Annotated in this window: 18 protein-coding genes; 10 read left to right on the top strand and 8 right to left on the bottom strand. The window is 55.1% G+C overall.

Annotated features, from left to right (window positions below):
* Positions 1-3: 3 nt before the first annotated feature.
* Together ytfR and ytfQ are read right to left on the bottom strand one after the other, a co-directional pair.
* The gene (ytfR, locus tag QQZ17_RS02835) at positions 4-1,506 is read right to left on the bottom strand and encodes a galactofuranose ABC transporter, ATP-binding protein YtfR (RefSeq protein ID WP_152401728.1); all 1,503 of its coding nucleotides are present in this window, start codon (positions 1,504-1,506) and stop codon (positions 4-6) included.
* Between the two features lie 142 nt (positions 1,507-1,648).
* Positions 1,649-2,605: a galactofuranose ABC transporter substrate-binding protein YtfQ gene (gene ytfQ / locus QQZ17_RS02840; protein ID WP_042999211.1), complete on the bottom strand. Its 957-nt coding sequence runs from the start codon at positions 2,603-2,605 to the stop codon at positions 1,649-1,651.
* Positions 2,606-2,912: 307 nt separating this feature from the next.
* On the opposite strand from ytfQ, the gene ppa reads away from it, so the two are divergent.
* The gene (ppa, locus tag QQZ17_RS02845; protein WP_008460444.1) at positions 2,913-3,443 is read left to right on the top strand and encodes an inorganic diphosphatase; all 531 of its coding nucleotides are present in this window, start codon (positions 2,913-2,915) and stop codon (positions 3,441-3,443) included.
* A 162-nt stretch (positions 3,444-3,605) separates the two neighbouring features.
* Here ppa and QQZ17_RS02850 read toward each other — a convergent pair whose 3' ends face one another.
* From QQZ17_RS02850 to tamA, 3 genes are read right to left on the bottom strand one after another with little or no spacing between them, the layout of a single operon-like run.
* Entirely contained in the window at positions 3,606-3,950 is a 345-nt protein-coding gene (locus tag QQZ17_RS02850) for a gamma-glutamylcyclotransferase family protein (protein WP_042321581.1), read from the bottom strand.
* A 2-nt stretch (positions 3,951-3,952) separates the two neighbouring features.
* A complete protein-coding gene (gene tamB / locus QQZ17_RS02855; protein WP_152401726.1) occupies positions 3,953-7,729 on the bottom strand; it encodes an autotransporter assembly complex protein TamB in 3,777 nt (1,258 codons plus the stop codon).
* Positions 7,726-9,459, bottom strand: a complete 1,734-nt coding sequence (gene tamA, locus QQZ17_RS02860; RefSeq protein WP_152401723.1) for an autotransporter assembly complex protein TamA — start codon at positions 9,457-9,459, stop codon at positions 7,726-7,728. The genes tamB and tamA overlap by 4 nt, the downstream gene beginning before the upstream one ends.
* Before the next feature lie 213 nt (positions 9,460-9,672).
* Between tamA and msrA the strand changes: the two genes are divergently transcribed.
* Positions 9,673-10,311: a peptide-methionine (S)-S-oxide reductase MsrA gene (gene msrA, locus QQZ17_RS02865; protein WP_152401721.1), complete on the top strand. Its 639-nt coding sequence runs from the start codon at positions 9,673-9,675 to the stop codon at positions 10,309-10,311.
* A gap of 2 nt (positions 10,312-10,313) precedes the next feature.
* On the opposite strand, the gene QQZ17_RS02870 is transcribed toward msrA, so the two are convergent.
* Positions 10,314-11,369, bottom strand: coding sequence for a LacI family DNA-binding transcriptional regulator (locus QQZ17_RS02870; RefSeq protein WP_152401719.1), 1,056 nt, complete (start codon positions 11,367-11,369; stop codon positions 10,314-10,316).
* Positions 11,370-11,559: 190 nt separating this feature from the next.
* Here QQZ17_RS02870 and QQZ17_RS02875 point away from each other — a divergent pair, with 190 nt between their 5' ends.
* From QQZ17_RS02875 to QQZ17_RS02900, 6 genes are all read left to right on the top strand, one after another.
* A complete protein-coding gene (locus QQZ17_RS02875; RefSeq protein ID WP_152401717.1) occupies positions 11,560-12,714 on the top strand; it encodes a Gfo/Idh/MocA family protein in 1,155 nt (384 codons plus the stop codon).
* A 15-nt stretch (positions 12,715-12,729) separates the two neighbouring features.
* The gene (locus tag QQZ17_RS02880) at positions 12,730-13,914 is read left to right on the top strand and encodes a Gfo/Idh/MocA family protein (RefSeq protein ID WP_152401715.1); all 1,185 of its coding nucleotides are present in this window, start codon (positions 12,730-12,732) and stop codon (positions 13,912-13,914) included.
* On the top strand, positions 13,911-14,978 hold the full coding sequence (locus QQZ17_RS02885) for a Gfo/Idh/MocA family protein (RefSeq protein WP_152401713.1): 1,068 nt from the start codon (positions 13,911-13,913) through the stop codon (positions 14,976-14,978). Before QQZ17_RS02880 ends, QQZ17_RS02885 begins: the two co-directional genes overlap by 4 nt.
* An 11-nt stretch (positions 14,979-14,989) precedes the next feature.
* Positions 14,990-16,012 carry a Gfo/Idh/MocA family protein gene (locus QQZ17_RS02890; protein WP_152401711.1) on the top strand — a complete coding sequence of 341 codons (1,023 nt, stop codon included), beginning with the start codon at positions 14,990-14,992 and terminating at the stop codon, positions 16,010-16,012.
* Between the two features lie 70 nt (positions 16,013-16,082).
* On the top strand, positions 16,083-17,627 hold the full coding sequence (locus tag QQZ17_RS02895; RefSeq protein ID WP_152401709.1) for an MFS transporter: 1,545 nt from the start codon (positions 16,083-16,085) through the stop codon (positions 17,625-17,627).
* Between the two features lie 144 nt (positions 17,628-17,771).
* On the top strand, positions 17,772-19,109 hold the full coding sequence (locus QQZ17_RS02900; RefSeq protein WP_046495436.1) for a hemolysin family protein: 1,338 nt from the start codon (positions 17,772-17,774) through the stop codon (positions 19,107-19,109).
* A gap of 81 nt (positions 19,110-19,190) precedes the next feature.
* Here the strand turns inward: QQZ17_RS02900 and QQZ17_RS02905 are convergent, their stop codons facing one another.
* Positions 19,191-19,397: a DUF1107 domain-containing protein gene (locus QQZ17_RS02905; RefSeq protein WP_004857160.1), complete on the bottom strand. Its 207-nt coding sequence runs from the start codon at positions 19,395-19,397 to the stop codon at positions 19,191-19,193.
* Between the two features lie 323 nt (positions 19,398-19,720).
* Between QQZ17_RS02905 and QQZ17_RS02910 the strand changes: the two genes are divergently transcribed.
* Entirely contained in the window at positions 19,721-20,278 is a 558-nt protein-coding gene (locus tag QQZ17_RS02910) for a YtfJ family protein (protein ID WP_152401707.1), read from the top strand.
* On the opposite strand, the gene cysQ is transcribed toward QQZ17_RS02910, so the two are convergent.
* Entirely contained in the window at positions 20,268-21,008 is a 741-nt protein-coding gene (gene cysQ / locus QQZ17_RS02915; protein ID WP_152401704.1) for a 3'(2'),5'-bisphosphate nucleotidase CysQ, read from the bottom strand. The two genes, QQZ17_RS02910 and cysQ, sit on opposite strands and share 11 nt — an antisense overlap.
* Before the next feature lie 188 nt (positions 21,009-21,196).
* Between cysQ and cpdB the strand changes: the two genes are divergently transcribed.
* Positions 21,197-23,140, top strand: coding sequence for a 2',3'-cyclic-nucleotide 2'-phosphodiesterase (cpdB, locus tag QQZ17_RS02920; RefSeq protein WP_152401702.1), 1,944 nt, complete (start codon positions 21,197-21,199; stop codon positions 23,138-23,140).
* The last annotated feature ends 1 nt before the right edge of the window (position 23,141 follow it).

Consider the following 23,141-nt stretch of genomic DNA (forward strand, 5'->3'; position numbering starts at 1 on the left):
TCCTTACGCCGCGATGGCGTTCATGATCGCCGGTACGGACAGTTCAGCCAGCGGGATCTCCGCCACCTGTTTGCGGTCACGCATGATGATCACCCGATCCGCATACCCCACCAGTTCCTCCAGCTCCGAGGAGATCACCAGCAACGCCAGACCATCAGCGCACAGGGTTTCGATCAGGCGGATAATCTCGGCATGCGCCCCCACGTCGATCCCTCGCGTCGGTTCGTCGAGGATCAGAAACTGCGGTTTGGTCAGTAGCCAGCGCGACAGCAGTACTTTTTGTTGGTTGCCGCCGGAGAGAAATTCGATCGGCTGTTCTGCGCTGGGGGTGCGAATGCCAAGCTGGCGGATAAACCGCTCGGCAATGTCATTCTGTTCTTTGCGCGCAATCGGCCGCAGCCAACCGCGCTGGGCCTGTAGCGCCAGGATGATATTTTCCCGCACCGAGGCGGCGGCAATAATGCCGTCCGTTTTCCGGTCCTCCGGGCAAAAACCGATTCCCAGGCATGACGCCTGGTGAGGGGATCGCAGCGTCTGCGCTTTGCCTTTGATCTGTGCGCTGCCGCTGTCCGCCGGTTTGATGCCGAAGATCACCTCAGCCGTTTCGGTGCGTCCGGATCCGAGCAGTCCAGCCAGACCGACGATCTCACCGGGACGAACGTCGAGATCGAACGGGGAGATAGTCCCCTTCTTACCGAAATTTTTGAACGCGGCAACCGGTTTGTCGCTAAGCAAGGTGCGTCCCGCGCGCTGTAGCGCATGGGTGTCCAGCTCGCGTCCCAGCATCATTTTGACCAGTTCTATCTGCGGCAGCTCGCGGGTTTCACGGCAGCCGACAAAACTGCCGTTACGCAGGACGGTGATCCGATCGCTAACCTGATAGACCTGATCGAGAAAATGGGTAACGAAGATCAGACTCACGCCGCGATCGCGCAGATGACGCATCAGGCCGAACAGCATCTCAACCTCTTGCGTATCGAGGCTGGCGGTGGGTTCATCGAGGATCAGGACTTTAGCGGAAAGATCGATCGCCCGGCAGATAGCCACGATCTGTTGCATCGCCACCGAATAGCGGTTCAGCGGTTCGCGCACGTCGAGGGAAAAGCCGTAAGACGCCATCAGTTCCGTGGCGCGCTTTTCCATCTCTTTGCGCCGCAGCAGGCCAAAGCGCTTAGGCTCACGACCAATAAACAGATTGTCCGCCACCGACATATTCGGCAGCAGGTTCACTTCCTGATACACCGTGCCAATGCCCAGCTGTTGAGCATGAGCGGTATTTCTGGGGGAGATGGCGCTGCCTTCCAGCCAGATGGTACCGCGATCGGCGTGATAGACGCCGGTCAGCGCTTTAATGAGCGTGGATTTTCCGGCGCCGTTCTCGCCGAGCAGCGCCATGATTTCCCCGCGACGCAGGCTGAAATCGACGTTATCCAGCGCTTTGACGCCAGGAAAGAATTTACTTAACCCCTCTGTACGGAGGATCTCCTGGTGTTGTTCAGTCGTCATGATCTTCCTCCGGTACAAAGCGTGGCCGTAGGCCCGTAGGCCGGATAAGGCCGTTACGCCGCCATCCGGCAGAACATTTGCCTGATGGCGCTTCGCTTATCAGGCCTACGGTGTAAGGTATGCCACCAGAACGGGTCTGAACTTAGTAGCCCATGTTTTTCTTCTTCTCTAACTCTTCTTTCGCGGTATCCGGCAGGTACAGCGTCGATTTGGTGATAGTGACCTTCTCAGGCATCGTGCCATCTTTCTTGAACTTCTCGAGTGCGTCGAAGGCTGGACCCGCCATGTTCGGCGTCAGTTCAACGCTGGCATTCGCTTCACCGTCAATCATTGCTTTATAAATGTCCGGTACGCCGTCGATAGAACCGGTCAGAATATCTTTGCCCGGCTTCAGCCCCGCTTCTTTGATAGCCTGGATAGCACCGATCACCATGTCATCGTTATGGGCGTAAACCATGCAGATGTTCTTGCCGTTGTTCTCCGCTTTGATAAAGCTTTCCATGACCTCTTTACCTTTACTGCGGGTGAAGTCACCGGACTGGGAACGGATGATTTTGATGTTTGGCGCTTTGGCAATGGCCTCAGCAAACCCTTTCTTACGGTCAATGGCCACACTGGCGCCGACGGTGCCCTGTAACTCAACCACATTACACGGCTTACCATTAACCTCTTTGATCAGCCAGTCACCGATCAGTTGGCCTTCAAGCACGTTGTTGGCGGTGACGGTGGTCATATAGAGAGATTTGTCTTTTACATCGATGGAACGATCAAGCAGGAAGACCGGAATCTCGGCATCTTTCGCTTCCTTCAGCACCGGCTCCCATCCTGTCGCCACCACCGGCGCAATGAAGATGGCATCAACGCCCTGAGCGACAAATGAACGCACGGCTTTAATCTGGTTTTCCTGCTTTTGCTGACCGTCAGCGATTTTCAGCGTAATGCCGCGCTTCTCGGCCTCGCTTTTCGCCACGTTGGTCTCTGCGGCGCGCCAGCCGGACTCAGAGCCGACCTGCGAAAATCCTACGGTTAATGGGGCGGCCATGGCCATAGACGACATGGCTGCCGAAACTGCTGTGACGATAAGTAAGCGCTTCCACATAACTGTGTCCTCGTAGGGTAGGTTATTGTTGGTTAAGAAACAGTCGCGAAAAAACTATAGACAATCGAGCATGTAACGGATTGCGTTACATCACACTTCAAAAAAGTAAATAGAACGTTAATCACAAGTTTGTAATCGCTTCCATTTCCCTATGAAAAAAGCGGCTGAAGATATGGATTTTCCTGTCATGCAAGTGGTCTGAAAAGACCGGTACGAGGCGAGTGAAAACAAAATCAGGCGAAGACATTCGTCGCGAGATCGCTATAATACTCGCCACTTGTTTACGACACAGTTAAAGGAAACAGACATGAGCTTACTCAACGTCCCAGCAGGTAAAGACCTGCCGGAAGATATCTACGTTGTTATCGAGATCCCGGCTAACGCAGATCCGATCAAATACGAAGTCGACAAAGAGAGCGGCGCACTGTTCGTTGACCGCTTCATGTCCACCGCGATGTTCTATCCGTGCAACTACGGTTACATCAACCACACACTGTCTCTGGACGGTGATCCGGTTGACGTTCTGGTCCCGACCCCGTATCCGCTGGAACCTGGCTCCGTTATCCGCTGCCGTCCGGTTGGCGTACTGAAAATGACCGACGAATCCGGTGAAGATGCGAAACTGGTTGCCGTGCCGCACACCAAACTGAGCAAAGAGTACGATCACATCAAAGATGTGAACGACCTGCCGGAACTGCTGAAAGCACAGATCACGCACTTCTTCGAGCACTACAAAGATCTCGAAAAAGGCAAGTGGGTGAAAGTGGACGGTTGGGACAACGCTGAAGCCGCTAAAGCTGAAATCATTGCCTCCTTCGAGCGCGCCGCGAAGAAATAAGTTCGCTGAACGCTGAAAACCCTGAACGCCGGGTACCGGTCAGTAAGGGTTTTTTTATGCCTGCGTTTTGGCAAAAGGGGAAAAAGAGCACCGGAAGGCTGGCAATCCGGAATGCGAGTGACATCGCATAAAACAACGCCACCCGAAGGTGGCGCGGAGGTTTCAGTACTGGTCTCTGTCTAACCAGTTACCGCTGTCGATCAGCGTTAATCCGTCCACCGGGCGCTGGTACACGTACATCCATGCACTGCCGTACGGCGTCTGGATCAACTGGCGTGCGTATTCACCGCCGCGGGTGCGCAAAGCATCCAGCTCGGCCAGAGTCGCATTATCAATACGATAAACCTCACCGTGTACCGTTCCGTTCCCCGGAACTGCGCCTGGATAGTGGCCCAGACTGTACAACTGGTAGTTATCGATACTGTAATTTCCCAGCAACTGGGCGTTGGTCATCCAGTGGCTGTTGCCTTGTTTGGTTCGTAAACTGCCGTAGACAAATATTCGCATTGCTAAAACTCAAACTGATAGAGCAAATCCAGTGCCTGATCTACGCCAGACACGGCTTCCAGATATAGCTTAGGCATCAGACGATAACGTAACGTGAGTGTCGCCAGTGAGTCAAATATACCCACACCATATTTCACCTGCAGACCTGGCAGTACATATCCGCTGACCACGACCTGGGAGGAGTCGCCCACCCCCTGCGTGTCCAGTGCCAGATTGCTTACGCCAAATGTCTCCCCGATTTTACCCACAACCTGACCACTTTGTGCAACCCCCAGACCAATAAGCATTGAGGTCATCGCCGCACTGTCGCTTTGATCGCTGCTCAGGCCCTGGCCACGCAGCAGATAAGAGAGCGCTTCCTGCTGCGACATCGCCGGGTCAGAGAAGATCTCAGCCTTTGGCTCATCTGCCGTTCCGGTAACGCGAACGCCGGCGATCACTTCATCTTCTGTCGCCTCCGGGTTACGAATGGCTTCGATATTCAGCAACGGCTGATCCGGCGGCCCCGAGAACAACAGCTCGCCTTTACGCACAATCAGATCCTGACCGTAGGCGTGGAAGCGACCTTCCGGAATGTTGATCTGTCCGTTTAGACCCAGTCCCTGTTTATCCTGCGCCACTTTCAGATCGCCCGTCAGACGGGCTTTCAGACCAAACGCATCCATCCGCACGTTATTACCGACGTGTACAATCAGATTGCTGTTGATAGGGATCCCGGCGCTCTGCGGCTTCTCTGGCTGCAGGTCATTATTGAGCATCACTTCGTCGCTCGACACGCCCACGGCGCTCTCTGGCAGGTCGTGTACCACAATACGCGCCCACGGTACGTCTACCCGTCCGTCCAGCGTAAACAGACTCGGCGTCGCGTCGAAGACCACATCCGGAGAAACGTCGAGGCGCACCATTGGCGGCACGGTGATACGTACCCGACTCCCTTTCGCCGCCACGCGCGCGCGCCAGTTGTCGATCTGGCTCCAGTCGGCGTCGCCGCTCAGATTGATCTGCCCCTGTTGGGTTCGTATCTCCCCGGTAAGCGTCGAGCGCGTACCGTTGAAATTCATCGCCAGTTGGCTCGGCTGCATATCAAACGGCATAAAGTTGCCGTCGATATCCAGGCCGCTCAGTTGCAATTGACCAAACATCTGCGGGCTCTGCACATCACCGCCCAGACGTAAATTGGCGCTCAGCATACCTGCGGCCTTCTCACCACGCGCGAAGATCGGGTTCACCATCGCAAGGTTGACGTTGCGAATGTTGACGTTACCGCCCAGGTTACGACGGCCCTGCGGATCGGTGACCTGTACCTGTCCGTCAAGCTGGCCGTTATTGGTCAGGCGGATCAGCCAGCCCAGTTCCGCACGATTGTTGCGCAGATCGGCCGTCACGTTCAGGGTATCGAACGCCAGCGGCAGCGGCGCGTCGTTGACCGTCTGCGTCACCTTCACGTTACGCCCGGAAAGCGTGACATTGCCTTGCGGCAGCCCCTCTTTGGTGGTGTCCCACGACACGTCCGCTTTACCGGTGAATACGCCACTGGCCTGAGTCGCCTCCGGCATAAACGGTTTCAGCATCGCCAGATCAAAGCGGTTGAGATTCACCACTGCCCGCCCTTCGGCGCCAGCATCGATAGTTTGCGGCACGCACAGTTCAGCATTCGGGTTTGCCCAGCAGTGTGGCCCGATGCTGATTTTCTGCTCCTGGTTACGGTAGTCGAGCGCGATGGCGCGGGTCAGGGTTAACGGCCCTACCGGCGTCTGGAAACGCGTATTGCTCAGCGAGCCTTTCCAGCGCTCTTCTTTACGATCAAAGCTCCCGGTCAGATCCAGTTGACCGGAGACCGGCTCGCCCTGAACGCGCAGTTGCAGTTCATGTTGCTTCTCGCTCCCTTTGGCGTTCAGCGTCACGAGGCTGATGTTCACGTCAGGCTGCGAAATGCGCTCAACCCGCACGTTGAGGTTACCGGCAATCTGGTCGGTCGATTTAATGTCGCCTTCCACGCGCACCTGGGCAACCGACAGTTCCTGCCAGCGCAGCCCACGGGCGGTGATATCCGCCAGCAGTTGCGGAGCGTCAACCGTACCACGTACTTTGACCAGCCCTTTTGCCGTACCGCCGAGTCCCGGCAATGCGTTGTCCAGTCCCGGCGCGTCAATGGTCGCATCCAGATTGAGATCTTTAACGCCCAGTTCACCTTTCACGTCGGCGCTGTTTGGCCCCAGTTCCAGGTGCAGCCCTGGAATGGTCCACTGCATGTAGCTGTTGCCTTTCAGCGACCCATTAACGTTAACCTTGTTCTGCTTAACGTTACCGGTCAGCTTCAGCTCCGGCACCTCCATCTGCCAACTGCCGCCATACAGGCTGCCCCGGGTTTTAATCAGACCATTGAGCTTCGACGGCCAGTCCGGCACCTCTTTCGCCGTATTGATGCCGTCCAGCGTCAATTCGCCTCGCCAACTGATCGCCTGCTGCCAGTCCACCAGCGCCTTCAGCTCGGTTTTCCCTTCCAGCGCAGCCACGCTAAGCTTGTCGAGGTTAATCTGCTGTTCGTTGCCCTTCGCATCGAGCGTGATGGTCGCCGGTGGGATATCCTGTCCTTTCACCGCCGTACGCATCGAGAGCCGGTAGTCCGTCATCTTGCCGGTGAGCTTGAGTTTGATATCGTCGGCCTGGAACTGTTTGTCGCCGGTAAACGGCCAGTAAACCTGCTTGCTGACCACTTCCAGATTCAGCGGCAGCCCGGCTTCCGCCAGACGCGTCTGGGCACGCAGATCCAACGCCACCGGTCCGGAGAGGTTCACGCCCACTTCCAGCTGTTCACGCAGCGCACCGCCTACCTTCAGCTTCACTTTCTCGCCTTTCAACGGGTCCATGTTCAGCGTGCTGTTCAGGGTGATGTCTACCGGCCAGTTGTCGGTTAACTGGGCCGACCCGCTGGCGTTCACCGTGCCCTGATTAGAGTCAACGTCCAACGCATCGAGCTTCATGTTGCCATCGATGCTACTCACCTTCAGCAGCAGGTTATGCACCGTCAGGTCAGTATCGCCGGTGATGCGCAGTTGCTCGCCTTTGAACTCTTCAATATTGAGATTGAGCGGCAGATGCACGTCCGTCATCTCCGGCAGAACCGGCTTCGAGAACAGATCTTTCAGCGTTTCGCCAAGCGGCTTTTCATCCGGTTGCGGGTTCTGGATCTTCGGCTCGACCACCTCTTCCTGAGCGACCTCCGCCACTTTCGGCAGCGCTATCAGCAATCCCTGTAACGACGTGGGCTTCAGGGTCAGGTCCTTCTCCTGCCAGTGCAGTCCGGAGGTAAACGCCATCACCGACACGGTAGTGTCATCGATTTTAATATTGACGTTGTTCAGCGCCACACGGGAAAGCGTTAGCGGATACGGCGTGGAGAGATTCAGCGGCCCGTTCTCTTCTTCTTCGACCGGCGCGGACGGCGGCATTTTTTTACTGTCGATCGCCACATTAATGTCTTTGAGCGACAGATCGTTCACGCACAGACTGCTGTTCCACAGGCAATCCAGCCCCACGGCCAGATGCACTTCACCCGCGTTAACCGCCACGCCGGGCTGGTCAAAGCGGATATTTTTCAGAGACAGATCGCGCCAGCCGCCGGTAACCTGGCCGATTTCCAGCCCCGGCACCCAGCGATTCGCGGCATTGAAGATCAGATGCAGACCGGTTGTCGTTCCAACCAGAAACGCCACCGTCCCCAGCAACAGCAGGATAAAAATCAGTACGCCGAGGCTTATCTTCTTCCATAAACTCATAATTCAGGCCCCAGACCGATGTAAAACTGTAAACCGTGTTCATCTTTGTCGCCGACCGGAACGGCAAAATCGAGCTTGATGGGCCCGACCGGAGACTGCCAGCGTACGCCCACCCCGGCACCGGTTTTGATATCGCTTTTACGGATATCACTGACGGCTTCACCACTGTCGACAAACATCGCCCCCCACCATTTACCGGTGACGTTGTACTGGTATTCCAGCGACCCGGTCGCCAGTTTTGAGGCCCCTTTCAGGTCGCCGTTACTGTATTTTGGTGAGATGGATTTGTATTTGTAGCCGCGAATACTGCGGTCGCCCCCGGCAAAGAAACGCAGGTCTGGCGGCACTTTGTCGAAATCGCCGGTTTCGATCCAGCCGAGATTACCGCGCATCACGAAGCGATGACGATCGTACAGAGAACGGATCCAGACGTTTTGTGCCTGAAAGACCGAGAAATCGACGTCGGAGCCCCAGGCGGTGTTGGAGTAATCAATGGAGTAACGCTGAGAGTCGCCCCAGGTGGGCATCAGGCCGCCACGCGAACGGGTACGGCTGATCATCACGCCGGGATAAAGCAGCATGGTGGTGTTCGTCACCTCCCCCTGAGTAAAGTGGTCGAGACTCCAGCGCAGGTTAATGGCGCGCTGCCAGCCGCTGGAAAGATCCCAGTAGCGGGAAACCGCAAGCGTGGTGGAGTCCTGTTCGGTATCGTTGAGATCGGTACGCTTAAAACCGCCCTGCACCAGATAGTATTGCTCCAGCGGGTTCTTCAGCAGCGGCATTTTATAGCTAAAATCCAGTTGCTGTTCTGGTGACGAGATACTGGCGCTGGTCGTCAGGCTGTGGCCGTAAGCGTTCATCCACGGTTTTTTCCACGTGGTCTTCACGCGCGGCCCCACGTCGGTGGAATAACCCACCCCGGTCTCAATGGTGTTTTCCGTTCGCGGCGACACCACCCCCTTCAGCGGCAACACTTTGGTTTTTCGCGCTTTATCGAATTCGGGTGCGACAACCACGGAGTTAAACCAGCCGGTCGCCGACAGTCGACGGTTCAGTTCGCCGAGATCTTTCGACTCGTACGCATCCCCTTCTTTAAACGGCACCAGGTTTTGCAGGTACTCCTCGCGGATCTGCGAGCCTTCAAAAGAGACGTGACCAAAGCGATAACGTTCACCGCTGTTGTAATCGATATCCCAGAACGCCTGATGTCTATCAAGCGCAATACCCAACTGGCTCTTATTAAATTCGCTGTCGAAATACCCTTTACGTAGCGCCACGCTGGTTAATGACTTTTTGAAGCTGTCATAGTCCCCATGATCGAGCACTGTACCGATCGCCGGACGCGTTTTCAGCAGATCCAGGTAATCTCTGTCGGTACGCGCGCCGCCGCGTAAAATGACTTCTGTTCCGCCAATGCGCACCGGTTCACCGGGCGTCACTTTGGCCACCAGCACCTGACGCCCTTTCGCCGGAGGCGGACGCAGATCGAAATCAATAGTCGGTTCGTAATAGCCGAGTGCCTTTAATCCTTCGCGAATGGCGTCATCCACGCGCGCGCGAAAACGCCGGTCCGGCGTGACTTCATCACCCTGGATGGTTGAGAGTTGTGCCCGGACGTTTTTCTCCAGTTCTCCTGATAGCCCTTCGACCTGTAAACGGACGTTCGCGGCAAAGGCAGAACTGCTTAAACACAACAGGCTCACCCAACATAACTGACGGATATGTGGCACTTTTTCTCCTGAATATCCCTTATTTCCACCCTGGAAAAAATCATAACGCCGATCCACGGCTTAACAAAAACCCAACAACTGGGATTGAAAAACAGACGACTACCCAAATATTTCTTATGTTTACTGTAGACGCATTCCTAACGGTTATTGTGTGCAAATACGCGTCTTGTTACAACCTTAACCCCAATTACTGATTTTCGGGAGAACCGCACCATGAGTCTATTTGATAAAAAGCACCTGATTTCACCGTCGGATGCATTACCTGGGCGCAATACCCCGATGCCCGTGGCGACGCTGCATGCCGTCAACGAACATTCGATGACGAACGTCCCTGAAGGGATGGAAATCGCGATTTTCGCGATGGGCTGTTTCTGGGGCGTAGAACGGTTGTTCTGGCAGTTGCCCGGCGTTTACAGCACGGCTGCGGGGTACACCGGCGGCTACACGCCGAATCCCACCTACCGGGAAGTCTGTTCCGGTGAAACTGGCCACGCCGAGGCGGTGCGCGTGGTGTACGATCCGGCGGTCATCAGCTATGAACAGTTGCTGCAGGTTTTCTGGGAAAACCACGATCCGGCACAGGGCATGCAACAGGGCAACGACCACGGCACCCAATATCGTTCGGCTATTTATCCGCTGACACCGGAGCAGGACAGCGCCGCTCGCGCCAGTGTTGAGCGCTTCCAGGCCGCCATGCGCGCGGCGGGGGACGATCGCCACATCACCACCGAAATCAGCAACGCGACACCGTTTTATTACGCGGAAGACGACCACCAGCAGTATCTGCACAAAAACCCGTACGGCTACTGCGGTATCGGCGGGATTGGCGTCTGTTTACCCCCTGACGCGTAAGATCAGCGTTCCACCGTCACGCGGGCCGCATGCCGCGTGGCGCTGGCGACAGTCCCTCTCTGTGAAAGCATCCCTTTCAGCAACAGATTAAATACCGGCGCGTCGGGCCGGTTCAGGCGATGTTGCAGCAGATGCACCGCCTCCACGCCCAGCGCCCGGCAGGGAATGGTCATGCTGCTCACCGTCGCCACGATGCGGGCATCCAGTTCCTGTACGCCCGTGGTCATCAGCGACATCTCTTGCGGAACGCGCACCCCGTGGGCGTTCAGTACCTGCAGGATGCCGGTGGACATCGACGCGCCGGCGCAGAAAATCACTTCCGGCCAGTCGTGACGCGGCGTATCGCGCAGCCATTCGCCCATCGCCTGCTCCGACTCTTCTGCAGTGAACCCTTCCGTCACCAGCAGATCGCAATGGGTATCAAACGGGATCTGGTACTGACGATAGACCTCTTTAATGCCTTCCAGCCGCCAGTACATCGTCTCCCGCCGGAGGCTGGTGACGTTGAGAATGCGCCGGTGACCTTGATCGAACAGATACTGCATCGCCCGGTTGCCAATTGCCCGATGGTCCGGCGACACCGAATCCAGCAGCCCTTCCCTGTCCTGCGTATTGATCAACACACAGGGCTTCTCCAGCGACAGCGCCAGCTTGTGGATCGTCGGATCATCAATGCCGATCAAAATGATGGCATTGATGTTCTTATGGTTGGCTTTTTCCAGAAAAGCTTTGATATCCGCACGCTGCTCATCCAGGCCACAATAGCTCACCCAAACATCGTGTGACGCGACCGCCTCAGCAATGCCGCGCGTCACTTCAAGGTAGAAAGCATCACCCTGCGCCGTGAACGTACGCTGCGGGGCGAAGACGGCGATGCCGTTAATCAACAGTCGTCCACTGGCGAGTGAGTCGAGAACGCCCAGTTGTCGCGCACATTTCACTATTGCCTCACGCGCCTTGTCGCTGGTGTAGGACTTCCCGCTTAGCACCCGCGAAACGGTGCTCACTGAGAAGCCCGTTAAGGCGGCAATTTCATCCATTTTCAGCTTGCCCGGCATTCTGTGACCTCGCTCGCAATGTATCTTTGCAAATTTTTGCAGACATACTTCGTTGATTCTAAAACACCTTTTTAATTAGCACGCTAACTTCTTTTGCGTCCTGCAAGCGCTCTCACAAAATCACGTTGTCGACCTTCCAGGCGTTTCTTATGTTCCGCTTATCCCTCCTTGTTCCTGAATAAGGCATGACATGAAAAAAGTACGTTTTGGCATTATTGGCGTGGGTAACATCGGTACCGTCCATGCCCGTTATCTGTTGGCGGGAACCGTGAATGACGCCTGCCTGACCGCCGTCTGCGACAACAACGCCGCTAAGCATGTCGCCATCCGCCAGTTGGTGGGCGAATCCGTGACGCTGTTCAGCGATGCGCGCGACATGCTGGAGAGTGGACTGATTGACGCCGTCATTGTCGCGACGCCGCACTATGATCATCCTGGGCTGTCCATCATGGCCATGCGTCTGGGGATCCACACGCTCTGTGAGAAACCCGCTGGCGTCTACACCGCTCAGGTTAAGGAGATGAACGCCTGCGCCCGCGAGTGCGACGTGGTCTTCAGCATGATGTACAACCAGCGCCCTAACCCGCTGTATCAGAAGGTGAAAGATCTGATCGACAGCGGTGAGCTGGGCGAACTGCGACGCTCCAACTGGATTATCACCAACTGGTATCGCTCGCAGAGTTACTACAACTCCGGCGGCTGGCGCGCAACCTGGAAAGGCGAAGGGGGCGGCGTGTTGCTGAACCAGGATCCGCACCAACTCGATCTCTGGCAGTGGCTGGTCGGTATGCCCGTGCGGATGCGCGCTTTCTGCCAGTTCGGTAAGCATCGGCAGATTGAAGTCGAAAACGAGGTGACGGCGTATGCCGAGTACGCGAACGGGGCGACGGGGGTTTTCATCACTACCACCGCCGAAGCGCCGGGCACCAACCGTCTGGAAATTGTCGGCGATCGCGGCAAAGTGGTTGTCGAAGAGGGTCGCCTGCGTTTCTGGCGATTACGTGAATCCGAAACAGAATTTAACGCTCGCTGGCAAAACGGTTTCGGCGAACCGAAGTGCTGGGAAGTTTCCATCCCCACCGCCCCGGAGTGTAGCGAACACGTTGTTATTACCCGCAATTTCACCGCCGCCATTCTGCATGGCGAACCACTCATCGCCCCCGGTCTGGAGGGCATTCACGGCCTGACGCTTTCCAATGCTATGCATCTCTCCACCTGGATAGATGACTGGGTCGCGCTGCCCATTGACGAGCAGCGCTATTACCAGCTGTTGCAGGAACGTATTGCGTCATCGGTCGAAAAAACGGTTGCCAGCCGCACGCTGGACGCCTCCGGAACCTGGTAACGGCGAGGAGTGATCATGCTGAACATCGCAATTATCGGAACGGGGAATATCTCTCATCAGCACATTCAGGGCTATCTGACGTTTCCTGAGCGCTGTCGGATTGTCGCCCTGGTGGATATTTTTCCCGAAAAGGCCGAAGAGAAAAAAGCGCGTTACGGACTGCACGACGCACGGGTTTACGCCAGCCATCAGGCAATGCTGGAGGCCGGGACGACGGTTGACCTGGTGGATGTCTGCACGCCGCCCTATGTTCACGCGGAAATCGCCATTGATGCCCTGAACCGCGGCAAACACGTCCTCTGTGAAAAACCGATGGCAGCGTCGCTGGAAGAGTGTGACGCGATGATTGCTGCGCAACAGGCCAGCGGCAAAACGCTGTCGATCATCGCGCAAAACCGTTTTACCGACGCCTTCTGGCGTTTGAAAACGGTGGTGGATTCCGGCCTGGCGGGCAAGATTTGTCACGCTCAGGTGGATTCCTTCTGGTGGCGTGGACACTGCTACTACGACCTGTGGTGGCGCGGCACGTGGGAGAAGGAAGGCGGTGGCTGCACGCTCAATCACGCGGTACACCATATCGACGCCATCCAGTGGATGCTCGGTTTTCCCAGCGAAGTGGTGGCAATGATGACCAACGTCGCCCATGACAATGCGGAAGTGGAAGATCTCAGCGCCGCCATCTTCCGGTATCCCAATGGCGCGCTGACCCAACTGACCGCCTCCGTGGTACATCACGGTGAAGATCAGAAAATTGTGATTCAGGGTGAGAAGGCGCGTATTTCCGCGCCATGGAACGTGTTCGCCAGCCAGTCCGCAGACAATGGTTTCCCACAGGCAGGAAACGACTCTGCGCGAGAAGACAGTCTGACAACGCGGTTTCACGCCACTCCGGCCCTGCAATGGACGTTGCATACCGGGCAAATTGACAATGTGCTAACCGCTATTGAGCAACAAATCGAACCGCTGGTAGATGGCGAACAGGGCAAACGCTCGCTGGAACTGATCGCCGCTATCTACAAATCGGCGATCACCCGGTCGGTCGTGACCCTACCTGTTCAGCGCGACGACGCGTTTTATCGCACGGGAGGCCTGCTCGAGAAGGCCCCACATTTTTATGAGAAATCCGCCTCGGTGAGCAACTTTGCAGAAGTGGGCGCGATCCCGCTGGGTAAAGATTTAGATTCAGGAGTGGAAGAATGAACAAGCATGACGGAATGAACTACGCCCCGACCGGCAAACCACAGCCGGTCGTCAAGCCCGGCGAATTTATCATTGCCGCTGCAGCGCTCGATCACGGCCATATCTATGGCATGTGCAACGGGCTGATTGAGGCCGGCGCGACGCTGAAATGGGTATACGACCCGGATCCGGCAAAAGTGGCAAGCTTTCTACAACAGTATCCTCAGGCGCAGGTCGCTGACTCACTGGCAACGATCCTCACTGACGCAACGGTTGACCTGGTCGCCAGTGCGGCGATCCCTTCGGAACGTTGCCCGCTGGGGCTGAAGGTGATGGCCGCCGGGAAAGACTATTTCACCGACAAAGCACCGTTGACCACGCTGGAGCAACTGGAAGACGCCAGAGCAATGGTGGCAAAAACCGGACGTAAATACGCGGTCTACTACAGCGAACGTCTGCATGTGGAAAGCGCCGTCTTTGTGGGTGATCTGATCAAACAGGGCGCAATTGGCCGGGTGATACAAACCCTCGGCACCGGCCCGCACCGTGAAGGCAGCGGTCGCCCGGACTGGTTCTACGAGCGACGCTATTTCGGCGGCATTCTCTGCGACATCGGCAGCCATCAGATCGAACAGTTTCTGTTCTATACCGGCAACAGCGACGCGCATATTGTGGCAAGCCAGGTACGCAACGTGAATCACCCGCAATATCCTCAGTTCGAAGATTTTGGCGACGCCATGCTGGCAGGCGATAACGGCGCAACGGGCTACTTCCGTTGCGACTGGTTCACACCAGGCGGCCTCTCGACCTGGGGCGATGGACGCCTGACGCTGCTCGGCACCGAGGGCTATATCGAAATCCGCAAATATGTCGATATCACTCGCGGCGAGCAGGATGTGGTTTATCTGGTCAACAAAGAGGGGGAATTTCGTTATCCCGTCGCCGGTAAGGTGGGCTTTCCGTACTTTGGCCAGCTCATCCTCGACTGTATCCGGCGTACTGAAAACGCCATGACGCAGGAGCACGCCTTTAAGGCGGCGGAGCTGTGCGTTAAGGCGCAGATGCGGGCAAACGCGAGCGCGTGACGGGAGGCACCATGAACACAGTGAATGCCGCCATTATCGGCGGGGGTGCTATCCATGCCATCCACGCTGAGGCGCTGCAGCAGTTGCCCAACGTCAGGCTGCGCGCGATTGCCGAAACGGACATCAACAAAGGACGACAGTTGGCGGCGCTTTATGATTGCCATTTTTATCATGACTACCGCGAAATGCTCTGGGATGACGCGATCGACGTTGTGCATATTTGCACCCCGCACTATCTGCATAAACCGATGATCCTTGCCGCGCTGGCGGCAGGGAAACATGTGTTTTGCGAAAAGCCGGCAGTGATGCGCGCGCTGGACGTGGCAGAAGTCGAGACGGCCCTCGCCCATGCGCGGGGCACGCTTGGGATCTGTTATCAGAACCGGCTCAATCCCACCAGTCTCACCATTAAGCAGCAGTTGCAGGAGGGCGCGATAGGCAAGATGCTCGCCATTAAAGCCGTGCTGACCTGGTCGCGTGGCGGCAGTTATTACACCGCCAGTCCCTGGCGTGGAAAAGCCGCCACCGAAGGCGGCTGTCTGCTCATCAACCAGGCGATCCACACGCTCGATCTGATGCAATGGTTTGCCGAGGGCGTGACGCGGGTCAAGGGAGTGGTCGACAGCACCTGGCTTGCCAGTACCATCGACGGTGAAGACAGCGCCATGGCGACCTTTGCCTTTCGCAACGGCGCGCGTGGACTGTTTTATGCCAGCAACTGCCACACCACCAACTCACCGCTCCAGTTGGAAATACACGGTGAAAAAGGCACGTTGCTTCTTGAGGGGAGCGAGCTGTGGCATATCAACGGGGAGACGCGACAAAAGCTGGCAACCGACGCAGCCCCTGACGGCAGCGGCAAAAGCTACTGGGGCGTCGGTCATCGTGAAGCGATCCGTCAGTTCTATTATGCCCTACACCATCCCACCACCGGGAGCGTATGCAACATTCACGAAGCCGCTAAATCATTGCAGATCGTCGATGCCATTTATCGTTCGTCGCAATTACATACCTGGATAAACCTGGAGAAATAAATCCGCAGAAAGTGAATCCCGGCCGGATAAGGCACATCCGGCAATCAAGTCATACTACAGGAATAATCATATGGCGAAACCTACTGAACGTAGAGTAGGTTACGGCGTAGCAATTGGCTACGGCGTAACCGATTTATTTGGTGGCGGTGCATTCGCAGTTATTGGCACCTGGCTGTTATTTTTTTACACCACCTACTGTGGACTGTCTGTACTGGAAGCCGGTTCTATATTTGCTATTGCACGTATCATCGATGCAATATTAAGCCCGGTGATGGGTTATATTACCGACAACTTCGGCAACACCTGGCTTGGCAGAAAATTTGGCCGTCGGCGTTTCTTTTTATTGATAAGCGCTCCGCTCATGTTTCTCTATGCGCTGGTGTGGATTACCGACATGAGCTACTGGTATTACCTGGGAACGTATCTTTCCATCGAACTGCTCTCGGCGATGGTGCTGGTGCCCTGGGAGACGCTGTCAGCAGAGATGACCAACCGCTTCAGCGAACGTACGCGCCTCTCTGGCGTGCGCATGATGTGTTCACAACTGGGCGGCTTTTTAGCGGTTTCCGTACCCGGCATTATTATGCAATATACGGGTAAAGATAATTCATTGACCTATACCCTGACCGGGATCGTGTTTGCGATTATTTATTGTGTCGCCGTATTCACAACCTGGGCAACGACCTGGGAAGCAAAAGATGTGCGGGAAGAATATGAATTCACACCGGACACGCAGCGCAGTACCGGATTATTAAACCACCTGAAGTATTTGGTCGTGGATCTTTTTTCTGCCTTTAAACTGCGTATTTTCCGCCAGCATATTCTTATCTATATTTGTTCATTCACTGCCCTGGATGTCTTTGGTTCCGTTTTCACTTATTACGTGATCTATGGATTAAAACAGGATGCGGCCACAGTTTCCGGACTGTTAAGTATTGCGGCGTTTGTTTCGGTCCCTGGCACGTTCGGCTTTATGCTGCTGATGAATAAGCTCAACATGACGCCTTCTGCGGCACTGCGCCTCTCCTATGGCAGTATTTTCTTCGTCCTGGCCTGTCTTTTTACCCTTTATCTGGGCGATATCCAGCTCCCGGCCCTGCTCTTTTCCGCAATATTTGTCCTGTTCGGCCTGGCAAAAGCCGGGTTGTATTACATCCCGTGGAATATCTACAGCTTTATTCCGGATGTGGATGAGATAGTCACTCGTCAGCGTCGGGAAGGCATTTTTGCCGGGGTGATGGTGCTGACCCGAAAAAGCACCGTTGCGCTGGCGATTATGTTGATTGGCGTGGTGCTGGAAGAGAGCGGCTTTGTCAAAGGCGGCGGTTCGCAACCCATCAGTGCGCTACATGCCATTATTGGTCTGATGATATTTGCGACCGCAGCCCTGCTGGCCGTCAGCTTTTACACCACGTTCCGCTTTAAGCTGACGCAAAAGACGCACAAAATCCTGATCAAAGAGGTGGCGCGCCGCAAACTCGGCGGTAAATGTGAAGACTGCGACGAAGAGACCCGCGCCGTCATTAAGTCACTCACCGGCTTCGCCTACGATGAAATATGGGATGCCGCGCCTGGCGCACGAAATAAGCATCGGACGGCTACCGCTGAAAATTAACCCTCTGGCGGCTTTACAGTCCCTTACGCTATACTAGCCCCTGAACTTACCGGCTCACCTCTACGAGCCGGTTTTCAATAAGCATTACCACATGGATTTATCAATTTCCCTTCCGAGGATCTGACCTGAACGGTTAGATAAAATATGTTAAACAGTATTTTCATTATTCTTTGCCTGATAGCCGTGAGTGCGTTCTTCTCGATATCCGAGATCTCACTTGCCGCTTCACGTAAAATTAAGCTCAAACTGCTGGCCGATGAAGGCAATCTCAATGCGCAACGCGTGTTGAAAATGCAGGAAAACCCAGGGATGTTCTTCACGGTGGTGCAAATCGGTCTGAACGCGGTCGCTATTCTTGGCGGTATCGTGGGCGACGCCGCATTTTCTCCCGCCTTCAACGCGTTATTTTCTCGCTACATATCGCCAGAGCTCTCTGAGCAGTTGAGTTTTATCCTCTCCTTCTCGCTGGTCACCGGTATGTTTATCCTCTTCGCGGACTTAACCCCGAAACGCATCGGTATGATTGCGCCAGAAGCTGTGGCTTTGCGTATCATCAACCCGATGCGCTTCTGTCTGTTTGTTTTCACGCCGCTGGTGTGGTTCTTCAATGGGTTAGCGAACGTGATCTTCCGCATCTTCAAGCTGCCGATGGTGCGCAAAGATGACATCACGTCTGATGATATCTATGCCGTGGTGGAAGCTGGCGCGCTCGCAGGCGTGTTGCGTAAACAGGAACATGAGCTGATTGAGAACGTGTTCGAGCTGGAGTCGCGTACCGTACCGTCATCCATGACGTCGCGTGAAAACGTGATCTGGTTCGATCTGCATGAAGACGAGCAGAGTCTGAAGAATAAAGTGGCGGAACATCCGCACTCCAAGTTCCTCGTCTGTAACGAAGATATTGACCACATCATTGGTTATGTCGACTCGAAAGATTTACTGAATCGCGTCCTGGCGAATCAGAGCATGGCGCTGAACAGCGGCGTGCAGATCCGTAACACCCTGATTGTTCCAGACACGCTGACCCTTTCAGAAGCGCTGGAAAGCTTCAAAACGGCCGGTGAAGACTTCGCGGTAATCATGAACGAATACGCGCTGGTCGTGGGTATCATCACCCTGAATGACGTCATGACGACGCTGATGGGCGATCTGGTCGGCCAGGGGCTGGAAGAACAGATTGTGGCGCGCGACGAGAACTCCTGGCTGATTGACGGCGGTACGCCGATCGATGACGTGATGCGAGTGCTGGATATCGATGAATTCCCGCAGTCGGGCAACTACGAGACGATTGGCGGCTTTATGATGTTCATGCTGCGTAAAATCCCCAAACGTACCGATTCCGTGAAGTTCTCGGGCTACAAATTCGAAGTGGTGGATATTGATAACTACCGTATCGATCAGTTGCTGGTGACCCGTCTTGACAGTAAACCGAGCGTACTGGTACCAAAACTGCCGGATGCGCAGGAAGACGTGAAAGCGTAGTTTGCGCCCGTCAGGCCTGCTTCAGAAACATCAACGGCTCCCAGTGGGAGCCGTTTTTTAAACTACTGCATAGCACTTTGGTTAAGCCATCTCAGTTTGCAGACGCAGAACCTGACGGTTGACTTCGGACATCACAGACAGATGCTGTTTATCCTTCACTTTTGGGATAAGAATCTTGCCCTTATCAAACTCAAAAGCGCCAACGTCCTTGATATATAACCGTCCACGAAACAGGATCTTCACGTACTTCGCCACTTGCAGTGGGTTGTACCGTTGGAAAATTTTCATTGTTATCTCCTGCTTAAGTCACGCCCTTGTGGCTCCACAATCGGTCCAACCGTTCTAAGGCGCAAAATTTAATGCCATTTGACTATAGACTATCTGTACGATGTTTCCAGCGCGTATAAGTTTATTTACCTTTTCATTACAGTTAATCAGAATCATCTCTGAATCACGGCGCTGTCCTCAGTATAAGCCTTCGTTTTTCGCAGGATTTGTGCGCCCGTCCGCAAACTGGCATCGCTCTTGCGGGAAAAAGCATCATTCGCACATATGATTAAAAATCAGACCCAAGTGGTCGGATCACCTGCAAACAATAAGAAGGAAACACCATGACCTTACGTAAGATTCTGGCGCTGGCGTGCCTGTTAGCGCCGATGATGGCCTCCGCGCATAGCTTCGAAACGGGCCAGCGCGTCCCGCCGGTAGGGATTGCCGATCGCGGCGAATTGATTCTTGAAAATGATAAATTCAGCTATAAAAGCTGGAACAGCGCGCAGTTGCCCGGGAAGGTGCGCATCCTTCAGCACATCGCCGGACGCACCTCCGCCAAAGAAAAAAATGCGACGCTGATTGAAGCCATCAAAGCGGCAAAACTGCCCCATGACGTTTACCAGACCACGACTGTCGTCAACACCGACGATGCCATTCCAGGCTCCGGTATGTTTGTGCGCAGCAGCCTCGAGAGCAATAAGAAGCTCTACCCATGGTCGCAGTTTATCGTCGACAGTGACGGCGTGGCCCGTAAGGCCTGGCAACTGGATGAAGAGAGTTCAGCTATCGCGGTGCTCGATAAAGACGGTCGCGTACAGTGGGCGAAGGACGGGGCGCTGACCCAGGAAGAGGTGCAGCAGGTGATTGCCCTGCTGCACAAGTTGCTCAATAAATAGAGACCCGGAAGCCGGGGTTCAGGAACGATTCACGCGGGGTGTAGTCCAGCGGCTTACCCTGCCAGTCGTGAACGTGTGCCCCGGCGGCTGCCGCAACGGCATGGCCTGCCGCCGTGTCCCAGACGTTGGTCGGTCCAAAACGCGGGTACAGTTGCGCCTGTCCCTCCGCCACCAGGCAGAACTTCAGCGACGAACCAATCGACGTCGTCTGGTGCTCACCCAGTTGCTGCAAATATTCTTTCAGTTCGTTATCGGCATGGGAACGGCTAATTACCACCAGCGGCGGGCGGGCGTCGCGGACCTGAATTTGCTTGCGCACGTTGCACTCTTCTTTCCAGGCTTTACCTTCTGCCGCGCTGTACATCACCTTCATGACCGGTGCGTAGACCACGCCCAGTACCGGCTTACCCTTCTCGATAAGCGCAATATTCACGGTGAACTCACCGTTACGTTTGATGAACTCTTTGGTGCCATCCAGCGGGTCGACTAACCAGTAGCGCTGCCAGTGCTGGCGTACTTCCCAGGCCGGCGGATCTTCTTCTGAGAGGACCGGAATATCCGGCGTCAGCGTCGTTAAGCCTTCGAGAATCACTGCGTGCGCGGCGAGATCGGCCGCGGTTACCGGAGAATCGTCCTGCTTGCTGGCAATCTCCATCGGTTTGACTCCATCATAGACCTGCATAATGGCATCGCCCGCGTTCCGTGCAAGCTGGCATACGTGTTCTAACATTCTCCACCTCGTTTGTGGCAGTGGCGTTAACTCATTGTTTTACTTATACCCGATCAGAGGCGAATCCGCCAACTGTGATAGTGCCTGCGGTTTTGCTTGCTAAACTGATGCATGATTCACAGTTCTGTAAGCAAGAAGATTTATATACATTTTCTTTTGTGGCTTAGATCTGAAAAGGATGCCCCCTGATGATTAAGTTTAGTGCAACGCTCCTGGCCACGCTGATCGCGGCCAGCGTGAATGCCGCAACCGTCGACCTGCGGATAATGGAAACCACTGATTTACATAGCAACATGATGGATTTCGATTATTACAAAGATACCGCAACCGAAAAATTCGGACTGGTACGTACCGCAAGCCTGATTAACGCCGCGCGCAATGAAGCAAAAAACAGCGTGCTGGTCGATAATGGCGATCTGATTCAGGGCAGTCCGCTGGGCGACTATATGGCGGCCAAAGGGTTGAAAGACGGTGATATCCATCCGGTCTACAAGGCGCTGAATACGCTGGATTACGCAGTGGGTAACCTCGGTAACCATGAATTTAACTACGGACTAGAATATCTGCAAAAGGCGCTGGCTGGCGCCAGGTTCCCCTACGTTAACGCCAATATCATCGACGTTAAGACCAAAAAGCCGTTGTTTACCCCCTATCTCATCAAAAAGACTGACGTCGTCGATCAGGAAGGCCACAAGCAGACGCTGAACATCGGCTATATCGGGTTTGTTCCTCCGCAGATCATGACCTGGGATAAAGCGAACCTGAGCGGTAAAGTGACGGTTAACGACATTACCGCCACCGCGCGCCAGTATGTCCCGGAAATGCGCGAAAAAGGGGCCGATGTGGTGGTAGTGATTGCGCATTCAGGGCTCTCTGCTGACCCCTACCAGAGCATGGCGGAGAACTCCGTTTATTATCTCAGCGACGTGCCCGGCGTGGACGCAATCATGTTTGGTCATGCCCACGCGGTCTTCCCCGGTAAAGACTTTGCCAGCATCAAAGGCGCAGATATCGCGAAAGGGACGCTGAACGGCGTACCGGCGGTGATGCCAGGCATGTGGGGCGATCATCTGGGTGTGGTGGATCTGGTGCTCAATAACGACAGCGGCAAATGGCAGGTGACGCAGGCCAAAGCCGAAGCGCGCCCCATTTACGACGCGGCCGCGAAGAAATCACTCGCTGCCGAAGACAGCAAACTGGTGGATATTCTGAAAGCCGACCACGACGCCACCCGTGAATTCGTCAGTAAGCCTATCGGTAAATCCGCCGATAATATGTACAGCTATCTGGCGCTGGTGCAGGACGATCCGACCGTTCAGGTGGTCAACAACGCGCAGAAAGCCTATGTCGAACACTTCATTCAGGGCGACCCGGACCTGGCGAAACTGCCGGTGCTTTCCGCCGCTGCGCCGTTTAAAGTCGGCGGGCGCAAGAACGATCCGGCCAGTTTTGTCGAGGTCGAAAAAGGCCAGTTGACCTTCCGTAATGCTGCCGACCTCTATCTGTACCCGAACACGCTGGTGGTTGTTAAAGCCAGCGGCAAAGAGGTGAAAGAGTGGCTTGAGTGCTCAGCCGGACAGTTTAATCAAATCGATAGCACCAGCAGCAAGCCGCAGTCGCTCATTAACTGGGAGGGTTTTCGCACCTATAACTTCGATGTCATCGATGGTGTGGAATACCAGATTGATGTCTCGCAGCCCGCACGTTATGACGGCGAATGCCAGACGGTCAATCCGACAGCGGAAAGGATTAAAAATCTGACCTTCAACGGCAAGCCGATTGATCCCAATGCCACCTTCCTGGTCGCCACCAATAACTATCGCGCCTATGGCGGTAAGTTTGCCGGAACCGGTGACAATCATATTGCCTTTGCGTCACCGGATGAGAACCGCTCGGTGCTGGCGGCATGGATTGGCGCGGAGTCTAAACGCGCCGGGGAAATTCATCCGGCTGCCGATAACAACTGGCGTCTGGCACCGATTCACAGCAAGACGAAACTGGATATCCGTTTCGAAACGTCGCCGAGTGATAAAGCCACCGCGTTTATCAAAGAGAAAGGGCAATACCCTATGCAGCACGTCGCCACCGATGATATTGGTTTCGCGATTTATCAGATAGATTTAAGCAAATAAC

This window comes from Citrobacter sp. T1.2D-1 (assembly GCF_950098555.1).
In the GTDB taxonomy this organism is placed as follows: Bacteria; Pseudomonadota; Gammaproteobacteria; order Enterobacterales; family Enterobacteriaceae; genus Citrobacter_A; species Citrobacter_A telavivensis.

What these genes read in the sequence shown, in the direction of transcription:
- msrA (WP_152401721.1), top strand. Translation starts at nt 9,673, where the DNA reads ATGAGTCTATTTGATAAAAAGCACCTGATTTCACCGTCGGATGCATTA.
- ytfQ (WP_042999211.1), bottom strand. Translation starts at nt 2,605, where the DNA reads ATGTGGAAGCGCTTACTTATCGTCACAGCAGTTTCGGCAGCCATGTCG.
- ppa (WP_008460444.1), top strand. Translation starts at nt 2,913, where the DNA reads ATGAGCTTACTCAACGTCCCAGCAGGTAAAGACCTGCCGGAAGATATC.
- QQZ17_RS02895 (WP_152401709.1), top strand. Translation starts at nt 16,083, where the DNA reads ATGGCGAAACCTACTGAACGTAGAGTAGGTTACGGCGTAGCAATTGGC.
- QQZ17_RS02910 (WP_152401707.1), top strand. Translation starts at nt 19,721, where the DNA reads ATGACCTTACGTAAGATTCTGGCGCTGGCGTGCCTGTTAGCGCCGATG.
- QQZ17_RS02880 (WP_152401715.1), top strand. Translation starts at nt 12,730, where the DNA reads ATGCTGAACATCGCAATTATCGGAACGGGGAATATCTCTCATCAGCAC.
- QQZ17_RS02890 (WP_152401711.1), top strand. Translation starts at nt 14,990, where the DNA reads ATGAACACAGTGAATGCCGCCATTATCGGCGGGGGTGCTATCCATGCC.
- QQZ17_RS02875 (WP_152401717.1), top strand. Translation starts at nt 11,560, where the DNA reads ATGAAAAAAGTACGTTTTGGCATTATTGGCGTGGGTAACATCGGTACC.
- cysQ (WP_152401704.1), bottom strand. Translation starts at nt 21,008, where the DNA reads ATGTTAGAACACGTATGCCAGCTTGCACGGAACGCGGGCGATGCCATT.
- QQZ17_RS02850 (WP_042321581.1), bottom strand. Translation starts at nt 3,950, where the DNA reads ATGCGAATATTTGTCTACGGCAGTTTACGAACCAAACAAGGCAACAGC.
- ytfR (WP_152401728.1), bottom strand. Translation starts at nt 1,506, where the DNA reads ATGACGACTGAACAACACCAGGAGATCCTCCGTACAGAGGGGTTAAGT.
- tamB (WP_152401726.1), bottom strand. Translation starts at nt 7,729, where the DNA reads ATGAGTTTATGGAAGAAGATAAGCCTCGGCGTACTGATTTTTATCCTG.
- QQZ17_RS02900 (WP_046495436.1), top strand. Translation starts at nt 17,772, where the DNA reads ATGTTAAACAGTATTTTCATTATTCTTTGCCTGATAGCCGTGAGTGCG.
- QQZ17_RS02905 (WP_004857160.1), bottom strand. Translation starts at nt 19,397, where the DNA reads ATGAAAATTTTCCAACGGTACAACCCACTGCAAGTGGCGAAGTACGTG.
- cpdB (WP_152401702.1), top strand. Translation starts at nt 21,197, where the DNA reads ATGATTAAGTTTAGTGCAACGCTCCTGGCCACGCTGATCGCGGCCAGC.
- QQZ17_RS02870 (WP_152401719.1), bottom strand. Translation starts at nt 11,369, where the DNA reads ATGCCGGGCAAGCTGAAAATGGATGAAATTGCCGCCTTAACGGGCTTC.
- QQZ17_RS02885 (WP_152401713.1), top strand. Translation starts at nt 13,911, where the DNA reads ATGAACAAGCATGACGGAATGAACTACGCCCCGACCGGCAAACCACAG.